General features: G+C 30.9%; 19 protein-coding genes. 17 read left to right on the plus strand and 2 right to left on the minus strand.

Going from position 1 to position 19,940, the window contains the following annotated elements:
* The first annotated feature begins 1 nt into the window (after position 1).
* The 16 genes from NQQ59_RS08785 (at position 2) to NQQ59_RS08860 (ending at position 16,797) form a co-directional block, all read left to right on the plus strand.
* Positions 2-1,114 (plus strand): glycosyltransferase family 4 protein, encoded by a 1,113-nt coding sequence (locus tag NQQ59_RS08785; protein ID WP_144217721.1) that lies wholly within the window; start codon positions 2-4, stop codon positions 1,112-1,114.
* A 104-nt stretch (positions 1,115-1,218) separates the two neighbouring features.
* Positions 1,219-2,265, plus strand: a complete 1,047-nt coding sequence (locus NQQ59_RS08790; RefSeq protein ID WP_144217723.1) for an N-acetylneuraminate synthase family protein — start codon at positions 1,219-1,221, stop codon at positions 2,263-2,265.
* 85 nt (positions 2,266-2,350) lie between these two features.
* Positions 2,351-3,508, plus strand: coding sequence for a UDP-N-acetylglucosamine 2-epimerase (neuC, locus tag NQQ59_RS08795; RefSeq protein ID WP_144217725.1), 1,158 nt, complete (start codon positions 2,351-2,353; stop codon positions 3,506-3,508).
* Between the two features lies 1 nt (position 3,509).
* The gene (locus tag NQQ59_RS08800; protein ID WP_144217727.1) at positions 3,510-4,208 is read left to right on the plus strand and encodes an acylneuraminate cytidylyltransferase family protein; all 699 of its coding nucleotides are present in this window, start codon (positions 3,510-3,512) and stop codon (positions 4,206-4,208) included.
* Complete coding sequence (locus NQQ59_RS08805; RefSeq protein WP_144217729.1) at positions 4,174-5,136, plus strand: NAD(P)-dependent oxidoreductase; 963 nt, start codon at positions 4,174-4,176, stop codon at positions 5,134-5,136. Before NQQ59_RS08800 ends, NQQ59_RS08805 begins: the two co-directional genes overlap by 35 nt.
* 135 nt (positions 5,137-5,271) lie before the next feature.
* Positions 5,272-6,705, plus strand: a complete 1,434-nt coding sequence (locus NQQ59_RS08810; protein WP_144217731.1) for an MBOAT family O-acyltransferase — start codon at positions 5,272-5,274, stop codon at positions 6,703-6,705.
* On the plus strand, positions 6,705-7,604 hold the full coding sequence (locus tag NQQ59_RS08815) for a hypothetical protein (protein ID WP_144217733.1): 900 nt from the start codon (positions 6,705-6,707) through the stop codon (positions 7,602-7,604). Before NQQ59_RS08810 ends, NQQ59_RS08815 begins: the two co-directional genes overlap by 1 nt.
* Positions 7,591-8,988 (plus strand): UDP-glycosyltransferase, encoded by a 1,398-nt coding sequence (locus NQQ59_RS08820; RefSeq protein WP_144217735.1) that lies wholly within the window; start codon positions 7,591-7,593, stop codon positions 8,986-8,988. Before NQQ59_RS08815 ends, NQQ59_RS08820 begins: the two co-directional genes overlap by 14 nt.
* A gap of 4 nt (positions 8,989-8,992) precedes the next feature.
* Positions 8,993-9,643 (plus strand): CatB-related O-acetyltransferase, encoded by a 651-nt coding sequence (locus NQQ59_RS08825; protein ID WP_144217737.1) that lies wholly within the window; start codon positions 8,993-8,995, stop codon positions 9,641-9,643.
* On the plus strand, positions 9,643-10,800 hold the full coding sequence (locus tag NQQ59_RS08830) for a glycosyltransferase family 4 protein (RefSeq protein ID WP_144217739.1): 1,158 nt from the start codon (positions 9,643-9,645) through the stop codon (positions 10,798-10,800). The genes NQQ59_RS08825 and NQQ59_RS08830 overlap by 1 nt, the downstream gene beginning before the upstream one ends.
* Positions 10,797-11,033, plus strand: a complete 237-nt coding sequence (locus NQQ59_RS08835; RefSeq protein WP_144217741.1) for a hypothetical protein — start codon at positions 10,797-10,799, stop codon at positions 11,031-11,033. The genes NQQ59_RS08830 and NQQ59_RS08835 overlap by 4 nt, the downstream gene beginning before the upstream one ends.
* Positions 11,030-11,800: a hypothetical protein gene (locus NQQ59_RS08840; protein ID WP_144217743.1), complete on the plus strand. Its 771-nt coding sequence runs from the start codon at positions 11,030-11,032 to the stop codon at positions 11,798-11,800. The genes NQQ59_RS08835 and NQQ59_RS08840 overlap by 4 nt, the downstream gene beginning before the upstream one ends.
* 11 nt (positions 11,801-11,811) lie before the next feature.
* On the plus strand, positions 11,812-12,930 hold the full coding sequence (locus NQQ59_RS08845; protein ID WP_144217745.1) for a glycosyltransferase family 4 protein: 1,119 nt from the start codon (positions 11,812-11,814) through the stop codon (positions 12,928-12,930).
* Complete coding sequence (locus NQQ59_RS08850) at positions 12,927-13,994, plus strand: glycosyltransferase (protein ID WP_257698175.1); 1,068 nt, start codon at positions 12,927-12,929, stop codon at positions 13,992-13,994. The genes NQQ59_RS08845 and NQQ59_RS08850 overlap by 4 nt, the downstream gene beginning before the upstream one ends.
* Positions 13,995-13,997: 3 nt before the next feature.
* Positions 13,998-15,347, plus strand: a complete 1,350-nt coding sequence (locus NQQ59_RS08855) for an O-antigen ligase family protein (protein WP_144217747.1) — start codon at positions 13,998-14,000, stop codon at positions 15,345-15,347.
* Between the two features lie 55 nt (positions 15,348-15,402).
* Positions 15,403-16,797 (plus strand): sugar transferase, encoded by a 1,395-nt coding sequence (locus tag NQQ59_RS08860; RefSeq protein ID WP_144217749.1) that lies wholly within the window; start codon positions 15,403-15,405, stop codon positions 16,795-16,797.
* On the opposite strand, the gene NQQ59_RS08865 is transcribed toward NQQ59_RS08860, so the two are convergent.
* Together NQQ59_RS08865 and NQQ59_RS08870 are read right to left on the minus strand one after the other, a co-directional pair.
* Entirely contained in the window at positions 16,798-17,934 is a 1,137-nt protein-coding gene (locus tag NQQ59_RS08865) for a lipoprotein N-acyltransferase Lnb domain-containing protein (protein ID WP_144217751.1), read from the minus strand.
* A 30-nt stretch (positions 17,935-17,964) separates the two neighbouring features.
* Entirely contained in the window at positions 17,965-19,032 is a 1,068-nt protein-coding gene (locus NQQ59_RS08870) for a putative type IX sorting system protein PorV2 (protein ID WP_457851929.1), read from the minus strand.
* Between the two features lie 191 nt (positions 19,033-19,223).
* Here NQQ59_RS08870 and NQQ59_RS08875 point away from each other — a divergent pair, with 191 nt between their 5' ends.
* Positions 19,224-19,934, plus strand: a complete 711-nt coding sequence (locus NQQ59_RS08875; protein WP_144217753.1) for a CDP-alcohol phosphatidyltransferase family protein — start codon at positions 19,224-19,226, stop codon at positions 19,932-19,934.
* The last annotated feature ends 6 nt before the right edge of the window (positions 19,935-19,940 follow it).

Raw genomic sequence — 19,940 nt, forward strand, 5'->3', positions numbered from 1 at the left:
AGTGAACAATGTTCCTCCTTGCAAAGTTGTTTTGATTTCCCAAATTCCACTACCGTATTCAAACGTTGGTAGTTGGACAAAATTATACAAAAGTTATCTTGAAGGAAATCATGATATAGATTATATCGTTTGTCCGAAGCCGGAATTTTTGTTTAGTAGGATTCAGTATAGTTTTGTTCTGGCTACATTTTGGAATAAAATCAAAAGTAAAGTTTTTAAGAAGAGAAAAATTGAGTTTGTTCTTTCGTTAGATAAAATCATTCAATCCAATGAGAAATATATTTTTCAAATCGTTGATAATTATGGGATGGTAAAACCACTTCATGATTATTTGACTTCCCGAGAAACTCGGAAAAATTGTTACATTCAGTTTTTTTATCATGGTTTTTCGCCTTATACAAAACTAAATTCAGGATCAGATTTTTATGAAATAGTCGACGAAATAGTGGTTTTAACTCATGATAGTTATAAAAAGTTCAAGAAGACAATAAATGTTTTACCATGTCATTTTTCTGTTCTTCATAATGGTATTGATACCACTAAATTTAGGAAAGTATCTGCTTTTGAAAAAGAAGGTTTGAGAAAAAAACTTGATTTAGAAAATAAAAAAGTTTTTGTTTGGTGTTCACAAGATAGACCAAAGAAGGGATTGCATATCGTTATCGAAGCATGGAGAAAAATCTATGAATCGAGGCAAGACATTATTTTATTAGTCATAGGATGTGATAGAACAGAGAATATTGTAGGTGTAAGGTTTGTAGGAAGAATTTCAAATGACGAATTGCCACAATATTTTCAGGCATCAGATTGTTATCTTTTTCCAACGCTATGGCATGAAGGTTTCGGACTTAGTTTAATCGAAGCCTTACACTGTGGGAATTACTGTATTGCATCTGCAATGGGAGGAGTACCCGAAGTTTTGCACTATGGCAAATTGGGTAAATTAATTGAAAATCCTCATTTTGTGTCGGAATGGGTTGATGCAATAAATGACTATTTAGACAGTAAGTTTGAAATTTCAGTAGTAAACGAAGATTTATATTCAATCAAATCGTGGAGAAATGGGATGAATATAATTATTGAGAGAGCAAAAAAGCGATTAGAAATACTTTGAAAGATATGAGAATAGAACAATTAACAAAAACCAATTCAAAATTTAACTAAAGCTAGTAGATTTAGAGTTTTGAGCTCCTAAAATTTAAATGAAAAAAAATACAGATGAATCCTTATTTTAAAATTTCAGACCGTAAAATTGGATCAGATTATAGACCATTCCTGATTGCAGAAATCGGACAGGCACATGAGGGAAGTTTAGGTATTTTATATTCTTATATAGATGCTATTGCACAAACAGGAGTTGATGCAGTGAAATTTCAAATGCATATCGCTGAAGCAGAAAGCAGCGAACATGAACCTTTTAGAGTGAAATTTTCATTAGAAGACAAATCCAGATTTGACTATTGGAAACGGATGGGATTTTCTTTGCAACAATGGAAAGACATAAAAAATCATTGTGATGATTTGGGATTAGAATTTATGTGCTCTCCTTTTAGTAATTTGGCTGTTGATTGGTTGGAAGAAATTGGAGTGCAATCATATAAGATAGGTTCTGGTGAAGTGAACAATTTTTTAATTTTAGAAAAAATAGCACAAACTGGTAAGCCAGTAATTTTATCTTCTGGAATGAGTTCTTATGAAGAACTGGACAAAACAGTTTTGTTTTTAAACGAAAGAAATGTGGATTTTGCTATTTTACAATGTACAACTGCATATCCAACAAAACCGGATCAATATGGTCTGAACATAATTCAAGAACTAAAGAATCGATATAATGTTCCCGTTGGCTTCTCAGATCATTCAGCAAAAATAGAAACTTGTATTGCAGCGACAACTTTAAGAGCTGATATCTTAGAATTTCATGTCGTTTTCGATAGACAGCTTTTTGGTCCAGATTCAAAATCTTCTCTAACAATTTCAGAAACCAAAGATTTAGTTGTAGCTGTTAAAAATATAAAAGAAGCATTGGTTAATCCTATTAACAAAAATGAAAATGGTGCTTTTTCTGAACTGAAACAAATTTTTGAAAAATCATTGGCAGTAAATAAAGATTTACCTAAAAATCATGTTTTGACTTTTGATGATTTAGAATCTAAAAAGCCAAAAGGTTTCGGAATAGAAGCTTCACGTTTTAAAGAAGTTATCGGGAAAACCATAAATAAAGATTTAAAAAAATGGAATTTTCTAAATGAATGTGATTTATTGTAGATAAACTTCCTATTATCTGCAAGAAAATAATATTTTTCCCCAACATCTTTTTTTAATTACATTTAGCCAATATTATAAAATTAAAATGCAAAAACGAAAAATAGCTGTAGTCATCACAGCACGTCCTTCTTACAGTCGTGTAAAAACAGTCCTGTCAGCAATTCAGGAACATCCAAATCTGGAATTGCAGTTAGTTGTTGCTGCCTCAGCATTATTAGATCGTTATGGTTCTGCTGTCAATTACATTGAAAAAGACGGTTTTGCTATCGCTGCAAAAGTATTTAATGTGTTAGAAGGTGAAAATCTGACAGCGGCAGCGAAAACTACGGGAATTGGAATCCTTGAATTGTCTACCGTTTTTGATAATTTAAAACCAGATATCGTTGTAACTGTTGCTGATCGATTTGAAACAATGGCGACCGCAATTGCTGCTTCTTACATGAACATCCCTTTGGCACATATCCAAGGAGGTGAAGTAACAGGGAATATTGATGAGAAAGTGCGTCACGCAATTACAAAATTAGCCGATTATCATTTTGTAGCTTCTGAAAGTGCTAAAGAAAGAGTTATAAAGTTAGGAGAAGAATCAACAATGGTTTTTAATACTGGATGTCCATCAATTGATTTGGCTTCAGAAATAATGAACAGTAATAAACTTCCGTTTGACCCTTATGAAAAATATGGTGGTGTAGGAGCAAGACCAGATTTAACAAAAGGTTATGTTGTCGTCATGCAACATCCTGTTACTACAGAGTATAAAGATTCCAGAAAGCACATAGAGGTTACTCTTGAGGCAATTTATAAATTAAATAAACCTACGCTTTGGTTTTGGCCAAATGTCGATGCTGGGTCAGATGGAACCTCAACAGGGATTCGTGCCTTTAGAGAGCAACATCAATTACCGAATGTTCATTTCTTTAAAAATATGGAGGGAAAAGACTTTCTTGAATTGTTGAAACATAGTGATTGTCTAATAGGGAATTCAAGTGTTGGAATACGCGAATGTGCTTTTTTAGGAATTCCTGTTGTTAATATCGGTTCCCGTCAAAATAGAAGAGAGCGTGGGGGAAATAGTGTTGATGTCAGTTATTCAAAAAATGAAATTGGAAAAGCAATTAAGATGATGATTCAAAATGGACGAACTATTTCATCTCCCATATATGGTGATGGAAATGCAGGGATAAAAATAGCCAAATTATTGGCGGAATTACCTTTACGATTTCACAAAACGATAATTTATTAATATGAAAGTTCTGGCTATAATCCCCGCTCGTGGTGGTTCTAAAGGTTTACCAGGAAAGAACATAAAGGATTTGGGAGGCAAACCTTTAATAGCACATGCAATTGAATGTGGATTAGATTCTACGCTCGTAACCAAAACGATTCTATCTACTGACGATAATGATATTGCAGACATAGCAAAAGGATACAATGTTGAGGTTTTAAAAAGACCAGATCATCTAGCAGATGATCAAAGTAATGTTGTGGACACAGTTCTACATGTTGTAAATGAATATAATCAAAACTTCGATATTATCATACTTCTTCAGCCAACTTCACCACTACGAACTTCTAAAGACCTCGATAACATAATAAAATTATTAATGGATAACGATGAGATCGATGGTATTATAAGTGTTGTACCAATGGATGACGTTCACCCAGCTCGAATGTATAAACTGATGAATGATACTGAACTCATTCCTTTACTTGAAGCAGAAGAAACTTTAAGAAGACAGGACATCAAACCTGTTTATTATAGAAACGGTTGTTTTTACGCTGTGCGATTTACGGCGTTCTTAGATCAAAAAACATTTATGGTCCAAAAGAAAATGGCTTATATAATGAATCAGGAATGGCTAGTTAATATTGATACAATAAGAGATTTTAAATTGGCAACACTTTTATATGACGATTGGAAAAAAGAGATTATTAATCACTGAACCAGATAATTTCAGCGAGAAAGCATTAGTTGTTTTGAATGAATTCTTTCATATCAAAACATCTCGAATCAAAAACCGAGAAGAACTGAAACTTGAAATTGCGGATGCTGAAATAATTTTTGTAAGGCTGGGCTTTGTTATTGATAAAGAAATTATTAGCTACGCAACTAATTTAAAATTCATTTTGACAGCTACAACTGGTTTGGATCATATTGATACAGATTATTTTGAAAGTCTTGGTGGAGAAGTTATTTCTTTAAAAGGAGAAGTTAATTTTTTAGAGAATATACCTTCTACTGCAGAACATACTTGGGCATTATTACTTGCTTTGCTCAAAAGAATTCCAAGTTCTTATGAGCACGTTAAAAACGGAGGTTGGAATAGGAATTTATATATAAATACAAATTTAAGAGGGAAAAAGATAGGGATTTTAGGATTGGGTAGAGTGGGAAGCCAAGTTGCAAATTTTGCTAAAGCTTTTGGTATGGAAGTTGGTTTTTTTGATGTTGAAAAAACTGATGCTCAATTTCTTAAATTTAATACTTCGGAGGAAATGTTCGGCTGGGCAGATATCGTTACAATACATATTCCATTTTCATCTGAAAATAAAAAAATTATAGGTAAAAAAGTATTATCCTTTATTAAAAAAGATTCAATAATAATTAATACATCGCGAGGAGGAATCTGGGATGAAGACGAGATCGCTAAATTGATTAAATGCGGAAAAATTAAAGGTATTGCAACAGATGTTTTAGAGAACGAACTTTATACAGGGAGCATAATAGCAAATCCATTAGTAAAATTGTCAAAACAAAATTTTAATGTAATTATTACTCCTCATATAGCTGGTGCAACTAAAGAATCAATGGAAATGACTGAAGAATTTATTGTACAAAAATTTTTGCAGAAGTTGGGGGTTTATAAATAATAATGTTCAGATAATTTTTAGAGCAAATAAGATTTAGAAAAAATTTAATCTTGCTAAACTTTTTGCAAAAGAATTAGGGGAGTCATTTTCTAAAAAAAATATCCTTTTCTTTGCGCTTTCATAATAAAATACCATATGTTTTTTAACTCTATAGCTTTTGCTATTTTTTTACCAATTGTCTTTTTTCTGTATTGGTTTGTTTTTAATAAAACCAAAAGCACGCAAAATGCACTGCTAATCTTAGCGAGTTATTATTTTTATTCATGTTGGGATTGGAGGTTTCTGTTCTTACTGGTTTTTTCAACTTTTTTAGATTATTACACTGGCATTCAAATCGAAAAAGGGAAATCTGAAAAGAGCAGAAAATTTTGGTTTTGGCTTAGTATTTTAGTCAATTTGGGATTCTTAGGAATCTTTAAATATTATAATTTCTTTGCCGCTTCTTTTTCAGAATTATTGAATTCTGTCGGAATCAATGCAAGTCCCATTTTATTAAATGTAATTCTGCCAGTGGGAATTTCATTCTATACTTTCCACGGATTATCGTACGTTATTGATATATATTTTAAGAGAATAAAAGCCGAATACAATTTTGTAGATTATTCACTTTTTGTGAGTTACTTCCCGCTTTTGGTTGCCGGACCAATAGAAAGAGCAACTCATTTACTACCACAGGTAAAAGTTAAAAGAGAATTCAATTTTCAAAGAGCAAAAGAAGGTGTTTACCAAATAATTTGGGGATTAGTAAAAAAAGTGGTCATCGCAGATACCTGCGCTACTTATGCCAATGCTATTTTTGATCACTATACTTCGATGAATTCTTTTTCTTTAATTATGGGCGTAATATATTTTGCGTTTCAGATTTATGGTGATTTTTCTGGATATTCAGATATCGCTTTGGGAGTTTCAAAATTATTCGGACTTGACTTATTACGAAACTTTAATTATCCTTATTTCTCAAGAGATATTGCAGAATTTTGGCGACGTTGGCATATTTCACTTTCTTCCTGGTTTAGAGATTATTTATATATTCCTTTAGGAGGAAGCAAAGGAGGTCTGATGATGAAAATTAGAAATACATTTATCATTTTTGTAGTTAGCGGTTTTTGGCATGGCGCCAATTGGACTTATATTGCGTGGGGATTTATTAATGCTTTTTATTTTTTACCGTTGTTATTATCCAATAGCAATCGAAATAACATGGACGCCATAAAATTGAAATTTAATTTTGATTCTATAAAAGTAGTATGGAGTATAATTTTTACTTTCTCTATCACATGTATTGCTTGGATTTTCTTTAGAGCAAAAACAATTACAGACGCAGTCTCCTATTTAAAACGAATCTTTACTAACAGAGATTTTGGTTTTCAGTATCTTGATAATGAGCGTTACAGTTACGAACTACTTATTATGATTGGTCTTTTTGTTTTAGTTGAATGGAACAATCGCAACAAAGTTGAACCACTTTCCGGGAAAATGAGCAATGTAAGAGTTGCTTTAGCACTTATAGCAATAATAGCTTTTGGTACCTATTCCGATTATAAAGAATTTATATATTTTCAGTTTTAATGAAGAAGTTTTTAATTTTTAGTGCCAAAATTCTGGCAGTTATAATCCTAATTGCAATTGCTTTGGACGGTCTTTATACCTATGTTTTTTTGCATTCGAAAAACAGAGGAAAAATTGAAACGGTTTTTAATTCTAAAGGAAAAAAATACGACGTAATAATATTAGGTTCATCAAGAGCAAATAATCATTTTGTTTCACAAATGTTTGAAGATAGAGGACTGAAAACATTTAATTACGGAATGAGTGGAGGACATTTGTTTGAAGCTTCGCTAATGTTGAAATTAATGGTGGAAAGAAAATATGAAATAAAAAACGTCATTCTAGAAGCTGATTTGAATCTATCTAATGATCAGGAATCAGAAGGAGTTGCTGCAAAATTTTTACCATACATCCATAATTCACAAGTCATAAAAAAACATTTTTCTACCGAAGAAAATTTTTTGGAATTCTATTATATTCCTTTTTACAGGTATGTAAAATTTGATAGTAAAATTGGTTTTAGAGAAATTTATAAAACAATAAGTGGAGAAAAAACAAACGCATTAGATAATTTAGGGTATTATCCGTTAGTAAAACACAAAAACGGAAATATGAAAAATAATATTGTCAATTTAAATCCGTTGCCGGATAATAAATATTACGAAGAAATAAAAAATATTTGTCGTGTCAATCATATTAATTTAATTGTATTGATGACGCCAATGTGCGCCAATGTGAAAGGAATGAATTACTTCGACAAGGTGAAAAAAGCGTATCCTGAAATTCATAATTATGAAAATGTGGTAGTTGAAGATAAGTATTTTTCATCTTGTGGGCATATGAATGACGAAGGAGCCCGCGTGTTTACAGCTAGAATTTTAAAAGATTTTTTTGATACAAAAAATAATGAAGAAAAGTAAAATCTTGTTGTTGTTTCCTGATGGTGTAGGAATTCGGAATTATTTATATTCAAATGTATTTAATCATTTAAATGAAGATTTAATTCTGTTTCATAATTTCGATTCGGAAACAATTGATGCAATACAACAGAACACACCAATAAGTCAGGAAATTGTAATTCCAAAATATAAAGAATCTGCAAAAGAAAAATTTTTAAGAGAGTTAATTTGCCTTTCAAGATTGTATTACAACGATTCACAAGTAAATAATCCAACATTGCTAAAGAATTGGAATTGGAATCAAAAAACATTTTCAAAAAAGGTATTTTATAAAGCAATTGAGTTTTTGGCTCCTTTTTTTAAACGTTACCCTTGTATTTTAAATCTAGAAAAAAAATATCAGAATGCCATCCGTGAAAATTCTTTTTATGATGAGGTGAAAGATATTTTAAAGGAATTAAAACCTGAAGTTGTTTTTTGCTCACATCAAAGAGCTCTAAAAGCGGCTACAATATTTGCTGCAGCCACCGATTTAGAAATAAAAACAACAACAGTAGTTTATTCATGGGATAATTTACCCAAAGCGCGTATGGCTTTAAAAGCTGATAATTATTTCGTTTGGTCAGATTACATGAAGGATGAGCTGAATTTATATTATCCTGAAATTGACTCAAAACAGATTAACGTTACAGGAACTCCACAGTTTGAGTTTTACGAGGATAGTGGCAATATTATTAATAAAGAAGTTTTTTACAATACATATAATCTAGATCCAAATAAAAAAATAATATGTTTTTCTGGTGATGATACTAAAACCTCTCCTGATGATCCGAAATATCTAAAAGACATAGCTGAAGAAATTATGAAAGCTGATCTGCAGTATGAATATCAGATTTTATTAAGACGATGTCCAGTTGATTTTTCAGGTAGATTTGATGATGTTGTTAATGAATATAAGGATTTAATTAAAGAAGCTCCTCCTTTATGGTATTTTAGTTCATCTAAAGAATGGAATTCTGTTTATCCAACTCTTGGCGATGTCAAATTATTGGTCAGTACAGCTTTTTATTCTGAGATTGTGGTAAACGTTGGTTCTACAATGGCTTTCGATTTTGGGATGTTTGATAAGCCAGGCGTTTTCATTAACTATGATCAAGAAGTTAAAACAGTAGATAATTGGTCTGTAAAAACAATTTATAATTATCAACATTTTAAAAGTATGCCTGATCCAAAAGCAGTTATCTGGTTGAATAACAGACAAGAAATTGTTGATAAAATTATTTATAGAAAAAATGGGCAGTCATTGGAACAGCTTAAAAAATGGTCTGAAATCGTACTAGGAAAAAATAATAACAAATCATCTGTTAATTTCTCTAATACGTTACAGATGTTTTGCAAAAAATAGCATTATGATAAATAGTATCAGGAAATTACTTTGGCGTCTTTTAGGAATTAATTACTACTTTTATTTAAAAGGAAGGAACCACGTATATCTTAAAGATGCAAAATGGGCAAATATTGGAAGTAAAACTTATGATAATGGCGCCTTTGTGTGGAAATGGTCTAATAATTCCTCGTTGGAAATAGGTAAATATTGTTCTATCGCAAATGATGTAAATTTTATTTGTGATTCTGGTTTTCATACAGAAAGTCAAATAACTTCTTTTCCTTTATTTCATGAAGTTTTAGAAAAAAATGACAAAGTGATAATTCATAATACTTCATATGTTGTAAAAGATATAAAAGAAAATCTAAAACCTTTAAAAACTGGAATTATAGTTGGTAATGATGTTTGGATAGGTATGAATGTTACCATTTTGCCTGGTGTTAAAATTGGAAATGGAGTAACTATATTGGCAGGAGCTATCGTTTCTGAAGACATTCCAGATTATGCAGTTGCAGGAGGTGTTCCGTCAAAAGTAATCAACTTTAAACATGACAAAGAAAAAATAGATGCTTTAAATAAAATTGGCTGGTGGGATTGGTCTGAAGAAAAAATTAAATTGAATGTGAACGATTTTTATTTATCAATAGATACTTTCATAAAAAAACATTCCTAATGCACATCTGTTTTTTAACTAATGAATATCCTAAAGAGGGATTTCCACATGGTGGAATTGGCAGTTTTGTTAAGACACTGGCGACTGCATTGGTGAAAAAAGGAATTAAAGTTTCTGTTGTTGGAATTAATTATACTATAGAAAATGAAAATCAGAATATCGAAGGCGTAGATATTTATAGACTAAAACCAAATAAAACGAAAGGATTAGGATGGTATTTGAACTCTAAAGCAATCGATTTAAAACTTAGAGAAATTCATCAAAAAGAGAGAATTGATATTGTTGAATCTTCAGAACTTGGACTTGCATTCCTTTCTAAAATACAAGCAGTAAAATATATTATTAGACTTCACGGCGGACATCATTTTTTTGCTGAAAGTGAGAAAAGAAAAATCAATAAATGGAAGGGATTTCAGGAAAAAAGATCATTTAAAAAAAGTGATGGATTTATTGCTGTTTCACATTATGTCAAAAATCATACAGAGAAATACTTAAGTTTTAATAATAAACCTATAGCTTATATAAGTAATCCTATTGATACAGATTTTTTTAAACCACTTGCAAGTCAAAAAGAATATAAAAACAGAATTGTTTTTGCAGGAACGGTTTGCGAAAAAAAAGGAATCCGCCAGTTGATACAATCTTTTCCATATGTAAAAAAAGAATTTCCAGATGCAACTCTTGAAATTTATGGCCGAGATTGGTTTTTTCCAAATGGAAGTTCCTATATAGAAATGCTGAAAGAAAAAGAAATACCTCAATTAGGAGAATGGGCAAATGATATTCATTTTCATGGATTAATTTCTTATAATAATATTCCACAGGTTTACGCTGAGGCTTCGGTATGTGTTTTTCCGTCACATATGGAAACGCAGGGTTTGGTAGCTCCAGAAGCTATGGCAATGCAGAAACTTGTTGTTTTTACAAAATACGGTCCCGGACCTGAAGCAATAGAAGATTTTACAACCGGACTATTATGCGATCCTTACAATCCAAAAGATATTGCTGAGAAAATTATTTGGGTATTTTCTAATGAAGATAAAACAAAAGTAATGGCCGAAAAAGCTCGGAATTTTGCATGTAAAAAGTATGAGCTTGAAAACATTGTATGTGAAAATGTTAATTTTTACAAAATCAAAATGACGTCATTAAAATGAAACTTGAATTACCAAATTGGACCTCTCATCATAATATGCTGATTTATTCGGTATTATTTTATTGCGAAGAAAATGATCTGAATTTTAGCATTATTTTTAATAGTAAAATAGTTAGTGGAGGAGCAATTCTTCATACAAATGACAAATTAATCTTTTTTGATTATTCAGATAGTAATTTATTTATTGATAACCCAGAAAAGTATGATTTTTATTCAAAAGATCATTATCGATGAAGGATTACAGTAAAAATGTCTATCCTCTTAATTTTCAAGTGAATTTTTTATATAAAGTTTTAAAATTGTTATCAAAATTCGATTTTAGGAATCTGACAAATAGTAGAAATAGAACAGAGATTATCCGAGCATTAGATTATTTTAATTTAGGAACCAATTTATCGCATGAGGCAATGGACGTGAGATTTTTTCCTAAAAGATTTAATGATAACAATGGAAAGATAATTTTTCATACCAGATTATGGGATCCAAAAAATCATCCTGATGAGGAAGAAAAACAGAGAAGGCTAATTCAGAATGAATTTCGTATTAAGGCTTGTAGAATTATAAAAAATAATTATAAAAATTCTTCTGTGGGAATATTTTCTGATTCTCTATCAAAAATATTGGCCCCTGATCTATTATTAGATTCAAATAAAATATCTAAGAAAGAATATTTGAAATCATTGTTAAATGCGGATATTGGAATAGCTGATGATGGACTAAAAGATACACCAGGATGGAAAATTGGTGAATATTTAATGTTTGGTAAAGCAGTAATTACAACTCCGTTGAATGTTGTTATTGAAAATTTTTCAGAACAGGTTAATTATGAAAAATTAAGCTCTCGTAATTCATATGAAGAATTGCCAGAAAAAATCGAAAATCTCCTAATGGGACAAAAATATCTTGAAATGGGACAAAATAATTTTATATGGAGTAACCTTAATCTGCATCCTAAAAATTATATTAAAAAAATATTATTGATCTCTCAAAATGTAATTTAGTTTTAATAATAATGAAGTTTGCTATTATTACACATGTTTGTCATATCAAAATTGATAACCAATATTTTGGTTACGCACCATATATTCGTGAAATGAATATTTGGTTGAAAGATGTTGAGGATGTGATAATTGTTGCTCCTTTGGTGTCAAAAAGCCTGACAGCAATAGATATGCCATATGAGAATAATAAAATTGATTTTCGTCAAGTTTCAGATTTTAATTTTATAAATACGAAAAATAGCTTTAAATCACTTTTTAAACTGCCTATAATTTTCCGTAGCATCTTTTTAGCAATGAAAAAAGCAGATCATATCCATTTAAGATGTCCAGGAAATATGGGGTTATTAGGATGTATAGCTCAGATATTTTTTCCTTCAAAAAGAAAAACAGCAAAGTATGCTGGAAATTGGGAACCAAAAAGCAAACAACCTGCAACATATCGTTTACAAAAATGGATTTTAAACAATACATTTCTAACCAGAAATATGCAGGTTTTAGTGTATGGTGAATGGGAAAATCAGTCAAAAAATATTAAATCTTTTTTTACAGCCACTTATTCTGAGTCTGAAAAAGAAACTGTGATAAAAGATTCTAAAAGTCTGGAGAAGATTTTTATTTTCGTTGGCAGTTTGGTTTCAGGAAAAAATCCAATGTATGCTGTAAAATTAGTTGAGCAATTAGCTAAAAATGATTTGAAGGTCATACTCCATATTTTTGGAGAAGGAGTTGAACGATCAAATTTAGAAAATTATATAAAAAATAATCAACTTGGAAAATTTGTTTTTTTATACGGAAACCAAGATAAGGAAACAATAAAGGAATTTTATAAAAAAAGTCATTTTGTAATTCTACCTTCAAAAAGTGAAGGCTGGCCAAAAGCAATTGCAGAAGGGATGTTTTGGGGATGTTTGCCAATCACAACAGACGTTTCTTGTCTTCCTTTTATGCTTGACTACGGAAAAAGAGGTGTTTTATTAGAAATGGAGCTTGAAAAAGATTTAATCCAAATGAATAACATTTTTTCCGATGAAAATTTGTTAAAGGAAATGAGTACAAGAGCTTCTCAATGGTCACGTAATTTTACAATCGATAAATTTGAATCTGAAATTGAAAATCTTTTTACGAAATGAGAGTCCTTCAATTAATAGATTCTTTAGAAGCTGGTGGAGCTGAAAGAATAGCAATTAATTACGCAAATGCTTTAACTGATAAAATCGAATTTTCGGGTTTAATAGCGACCAGAAAAGAAGGTCAATTACTTGCACAACTAGATAAGGATGTTGTTTATCACTTCTTAAATAAAAAAAAAACAATTGATTTTGGAGCTGTTTTTAGATTAAGAAAATTTATAGTAAAAAATCAAGTTGCTATTGTTCACGCTCATGGAACTTCTTTTTTTACAGCAGTTTTAGTAAAATTGATTTTACCTAAGATTAAAATTATTTGGCATGATCACTATGGTATGAGATCAAAAGAGTCAAGAAAAAAAAATCAGGTTTTAGTTTTTTGTTCCTTCTTTTTTTCTTCTATTCTTGTGGTAAATTTACAATTAAAAGAGTGGAGCCAAAAGAATATGTTGTGCAAAAAAGTCGTTTTCATTCCTAATTTTGCATTGATTAAAGATAAATCTCAGCAAACAACTTTAAGAGGAACCGAAAACAAACGTATTGTTTTTTTGGCTAATTTGAAAGATCCGAAGAATCATATAGCAATCCTAAAAGCTTTTCATGATTTGAAATTAAAAAAAATAGATTGGACTTTACATTTAGTAGGCAGAGATTACGAAGATGATTATTCTAAAGCTTTGAAAGATTTTATAAAATCAAATTCCTTAGAAAATCATATACATTTGTATGGAAATAGAAGTGATATTCAATACATATTGTCGCAAGCTTCGATAGGAATTTTAGCGTCGACAGATGAAGGCTTTCCTGTAACTCTGTTAGAATATGGTTTGGCAGGTTTAGCAGTTATTTCTACAAATGTGGGTTATTGTTCAGAAATTATTGATGATGAAGTAAGTGGATTGTTGTTCGATCCGCTTAATGAATCAGAAGTAGAAAAGAAATTAATTAAAATTATAGAAAACGAATCGTTTAGAAGTAAGGTTGCGGAAAATTATGGAAAAAATGTTAGAGAAAATTACTCACAAGAAGCAGTACTTGAAAAACTAGTCGAAGTATATAGAAAATAAAAAATGAAACAGAAATCATTATCATATACATTTCTTATTTTGATTCATGCCATTATAGGGTTGATAATTTTTGTTGCTCCTTTTTTGTCTAAAATTTATGCATTGTTAATACCTATTGTGGGACTTGCAATAGTTGTTAAAAATCAAAATAAAAATAACGAAGTCATTTTTGTATCGGCATATCTTGTAGGTGTTGAGGTTTTTCTGCGTATGACAGGAGGTAATTTTAATAATGAATATGTAAAATTTCTCGTTATAATTTTTATGGTAATCGGAATGTTCTATAGTAACTTTTCAATAAGATCATTTTTGTATGTTATTTTTTTATTGTTATTAATTCCTGGGATTTTACTTGTCGCTTCTATCGATAATGTCGATTTTGATGTAAAAAAAGCGATATTTTTTAATTTGTCAGGCTCATTTTGTTTGGCAATTAGCTCCGTGTACATGTATAGAAAAAAATTACTGTTTGAAGAATTGCAAAATGTGTTAGTTGCAATTGGCCTTCCTATTGTTTCAACAGTTATTTATATGTTTTTATTTAATCCGAGTGTAAGAGATGTAGTAACAGGAACTCAGTCTAATTTTGAAACTTCAGGTGGATTCGGCCCTAATCAAGTTTCCACAATTTTAGGATTGGGAATGTTTGTTTTTTTTGCACAATTGGTTCTTTTTTCAAAATCAAAAATTGAAATAATTTTAAATGGTTTCTTACTAATATTTATCAGTTACAGAGCCATTGCAACGTTTTCTAGAGGTGGAGTAATAACAGGAGTTGTAATGATTGTTTTCTTATTATTTGTACTTTATTCTTTTTCAAATGATAACGGAAGAAAGAAAATTGCTTTAGTTTTTTTATTAGCTGGAATTCTTGCAGTTGGTATATTCTCATATACTTCTTTACAAACTCGAGGACTTATTGATAAAAGATATTCTAATAAAGATGCTCGGGGAAGAGAAAAAATAGATCGTTTGGGCGGTAGAGAGGTCATTATCGATACAGACTTGAAGTTGTTTTTAGATAATCCTATTTTTGGAATCGGAGTGGGAATGGGAAAAGAAAGCAGAAAAGAATCTTTAGGACAAGCTGTAGCTGCTCATAGTGAGATTTCGCGTTTATTTAGTGAACATGGTTTGTTTGGGATATTCAGCTTGATTATTTTATTCGTTGTGCCTTTTAGTCTTTATATAAATAATAGGCAGCATATTTATTTTTTCTCTTTTTTTCTCTTTTGGCTTCTAACAATAAATCATGCCGCTTTGCGAATCGCAGCTCCTGCATTTGTATATGCGCTGTGCCTTCTTTCGATTCAGATTAAAGTTCCAGAAAAAACAGAGGACTCTATTAGTTAGAACCATTTTTTATAATACATTTGCCTCACGTTTAAGCCCCTAATAAACTGTAAGAATGTCTTTAAAAAGAAAAATGCATTTCGAAATTTCAGAAAGAAAAGTTCTACTTTTACTTTTAGATGGAGCATTTGTATTTACTGCACTGTTTTTACTAAGCCTACTTTTCGATTATAATTATTATGTTTTAGAAGATGGAAAGTACATAAAATCATTTTTATTGATTGGTTATGTCTTCTTATTTGGAACAATTTTCGAAATGTACAATCTTCAGACTGCTAGCAATCAGTTTCAAATTTTACGAAGTGTTGTTCTAACTTCAATTTCTGCTGTTACAGTATATTTGTTTACTCCCGTTTTATCACCGGAACTTCCCAAACAGCGATTGATTATTATAATTTTTTATTTAGCTGTTTTAAGTTCATTATTACTATGGCGTTTTTTTTATGTTTATTTTCTGGCTTCAAATCGTTTTTCGCAGAATGTAGTTTTAATCTGTGATCAGAGCGAGGTAGAAGAATTGGTTATGGGATTGGAAAATGTCGATCCGCATTATAAAATAATTGGTTTTGTAAATTCAGATACTGATTCGGTAGAAGATTTTGACTTTCACTATGTGAGAGAAGTAAAAAAGCAAGACCTAGAGCTTTTTGTTACTAAAAATAATGTCTCGGAGATTGTTATCGCATCGCAAAAAACAGATGGTATTACAGCCGATTTATATCAGCAATTGCTTCATTTATTAGAAAACGGTAATGTAATTCGAGAATATACTCAGGTTTACGAAAGCAAGACACAACGAATTCCAGTGCATTATATTGGAAGAGACTTTTACCGATTTTTCCCCTTCAGTCGAAGCAATAATAATAGATTGTACTTGCTTTTGATTCGTGCAATGGAACTTTTCTTTTCTTTTGTTGGACTTCTATTTTGTGGGCTTTTTGTTCCAATTATTTCATTTTGTAATTTCTTTGCAAACAAAGGAAGCCTTTTTTATACACAGGAAAGAGTAGGCAAAAATGGAGTGGTTTTTAAGATTTACAAGTTCAGAACTATGACCGCGAACTCCGAAACTGGCGGAGCTGTTTTTGCTACTCATGATGATAAAAGAGTCACTCCTTTTGGCAAATTTATGCGGAAGTCCAGAATAGATGAACTTCCTCAGTTTATAAATGTTTTAAAAGGAGATATGGCCGTAATTGGTCCAAGACCAGAAAGACCATTTTTTGTTGAAGAAATTGCTGCTGTTATGCCTTTTTATGAGACACGTCATGTTGTTAAACCAGGACTTACAGGGTGGGCTCAGGTAAATTATTCGTATGGAGAATCAATAGATGAAAGTTTGATTAAACTTCAATATGATTTGTATTACATCAAACACAGAAGTGTTTTTCTGGATCTGAGTATTACTTTTAAAACCATTACAACCGTATTATTCTACCGCGGACAATAACTAAATGATAATCGGAATTGGTTTTTTGTTACGAATTCCTGTTCTGACTAAAGTTACACCGCTTGTAATAATCAAAGGTAAAGTGATAAAGAAGTGCGCTTTGTTTATTAGAAATAAAAAGTACACCACTAAAAGCACAAAATTGATCAAAGCAAAACGATAAGTCCATAATTTGTTTTTGAATACTGAAAACAAAATCATAACCAATAAAAGCGGACTAAAAAGTAATACATTGTAGTTCATCGCCAGTTCTTGGTGAAAAGAATAAAATCCCATAATGACAAAGAATATCCCAATTAAAGATAAGATCAAAAAGTAGATTTTATCAACCGTTTTATTTCTAGCAAGTATTACAAAAAGCAAAATAAACAGATAAGTGTAAATGTTATTCCACCATGATTTTGGAGTTTCTTTAGTGAAATCTAATAAGGTTTTAGTTTTTCCAACAAATGGCTGATTATGGAATGTAGTCTTTTCTAAACTGTTTTTCAATTCAAATGGAAGAAAAATTCTGTCTCCCATTTGATCTACTTTTGTTCCAAAAATAATGCTGGTTCCTAATTGATCATAAAAATGTCCGTCAAAATAAGGGAAAAGAATAGAACGATAAGTTTTGTCGGTATCTTCTTTTTTGACAATTACATTGGTATTTAAGGTGCTGTTGATTACATCAACAACCATCGAAGTGCAATTTTTATCAATAAACTTATAAGTGTAATACCTTTCATCAGAATCTAAAACGGCATTTAGTTTGTTAAAAAGCTTCTGTTTGTCTTCTAAAGGAATTAACAATTCCTGCTCGAAAATACTTCTTTTTTCATAAGTATATTCATTGTAAAAATCAGTATAAGAATGTACGGTAGCGAAATATTGTAAATCTCCTTTGGCAAATTTCATTACAAAATTTGGAGTTCTAAAATCAAAAGTTCCATAATTATAAACGACATCAAAGTTGTTTCCAGGATCTGAAACTCTAATTCCGGTATGTCCAAAATAAGAATAAGTTTCGTTTCCAAGTCCGCAGGTTAGAACACTTATTTTAGCATCTTTTGTCAAAGGTATGCTTTGGCTAAAACCAATAAAACTGGATAAGAATAATAAAATAAAAAGTGTTTTTTTGGACAGAACAGTTTTCATGATTTTTTTAAAGATTTTATGGTTTTATAATTATCTGAAGATGCCTAAATCAACTTTTAACGAAAAAATATTAGAATATAGAGCTGTACTTTGATTTCCTAAATCAGTTAAAGCATAGTCGATCTGAATGCCTTTGTATCGAAAACCAAGGCCAATATTAGGCTGAAAGTTTACCTTTTCTTTGTTGTCGAGTTGTGTCACATTTTGAAAATTTCCTGCACCGGCTCTTACAAAAACTAAATCGGTATAACCAAACTCAAACCCTAGAGCTGGGTCTATACTTACTGCTTTTGATGAGATGATATCATTTGTTTGCTCAAACCTCATATTTAAATTTGCAGAAGTTACCAAACTACATTCATTATGAAAGTCAAATCTTTTTGAAACTCCTAATTGCGCTTTTGGTAAAGTAATTTCAGTACTTTCGGGTAATTCATTATTTTCTCCAGGAATAGCATTGGCTATTTTAGCATATTCTTCTTCATCGATATTCCAAACGTTATAAGTTGTGGTAATGTCGCGAAGCATTAATCCAAACTTCCAGTCATTTCTTTCAAACTGAAGTCCAATGTCAAAACCAAATCCCCAAGAATTGGCAAATTTTCCAATAACTCTTCGAATTACTTTAGCATTTACACCATATTGAAATCCGTCAACAGGCAGTTTTCTCGCATAAGAAAATGTAAAACCATAATCGGCAGTAGAAAATAAACGGATTCGGTTATAATCTATATTTCCTTGATTGTCGATTAATTGTGTGGTGTCCATGATGTCATCTACTCCAAAACGAATCATCGAAATTCCCCAGGCGCTTCTGTCATCAATCGGGCTTGCATAACCAATGTAGTCGTACTGTGCAATATTGGCAAAATAACTGGCATGCATTAAGGCAACCTGATGATCTTCAAGATGAGTTAAGCCTGCTGGGTTCCAATAAACCGCATTCACATCATTGGTAGAGGCAGTTACAGCACTCGACATTCCCAAAGCTGCGGCATCGACACCAATATTCATAAACTCATTCGAATATTTCCGAATGGTTTGTGCGTATTGCGAAGTAAAACTCCCAAAGAAAAGAAATGCTAAATATTTTTTCAAAAGTTCTTTTTTTACCGACCTGTAGAGGTTTTAAATTTTTATCAAAAATAGAATATTTTAATCATCTATTAAGTTCGTTTCTTTAAATATTCTGAAAGTCGGGTGGAGAAATAAAAAACTATTAGAAAAACTCGTTTTGCATCGAGTTATTATGCTAAATTTGTTCTCTGCCATTATCAAAATTTCAAACTATGAATATCAAAAAGCACATTCCAAATCTAATTACATTAATCAATCTTTTCTGCGGTTGCATAGCAATTGTTTTTGTTTCTAAAGGTGATTATTTAATGGCTTTTTATATGGTTTGTTTGGGAATCTTTTTTGATTTCTTTGATGGTTTTTTTGCCAGATTATTCAAAGTTTCGAGTCCGCTTGGTTTACAGTTGGATTCTTTGGCAGATATGGTGACTAGTGGTGTAACGCCAGGTTATGTCATGTACAGCATGTTTACAAACAGTGGACATGAATTTGGTACAAATCCTGCCATTCCGTTTTTAGGATTTATTATCACTTTAGGATCTTGTTATCGTCTAGCGAATTTTAATATTGATACGCGTCAGACAGATTCTTTTATCGGTTTGCCAACACCGGCAAATGCATTGTTTATTTTAAGTCTTCCTTTGGTAATTTCATTTTCAGATTCTTTGATGATTCTGGAAATCTTAACCAATCAATGGGTTTTATTGGTCATAACATTGTGCAGTGCTTATATCTTAAATGCTGAGATTCCGTTGTTTTCTTTAAAAGTTAAAAAATTCAGTTTCAAAGAAAATGCACTTCAAATCTCGTTTTTGATTGTTTCTGTATTATTAGTTGTTTTGCTTCATTACATAGCGATTCCGTTGATTATTGCTTTTTATGTATTGTTGTCGATTATTAATAATCTGTTTCTCAAAAAGTAATTCTGT

This window comes from Flavobacterium panacis (assembly GCF_024649945.1).
Classification (GTDB): Bacteria; Bacteroidota; Bacteroidia; order Flavobacteriales; family Flavobacteriaceae; genus Flavobacterium; species Flavobacterium panacis.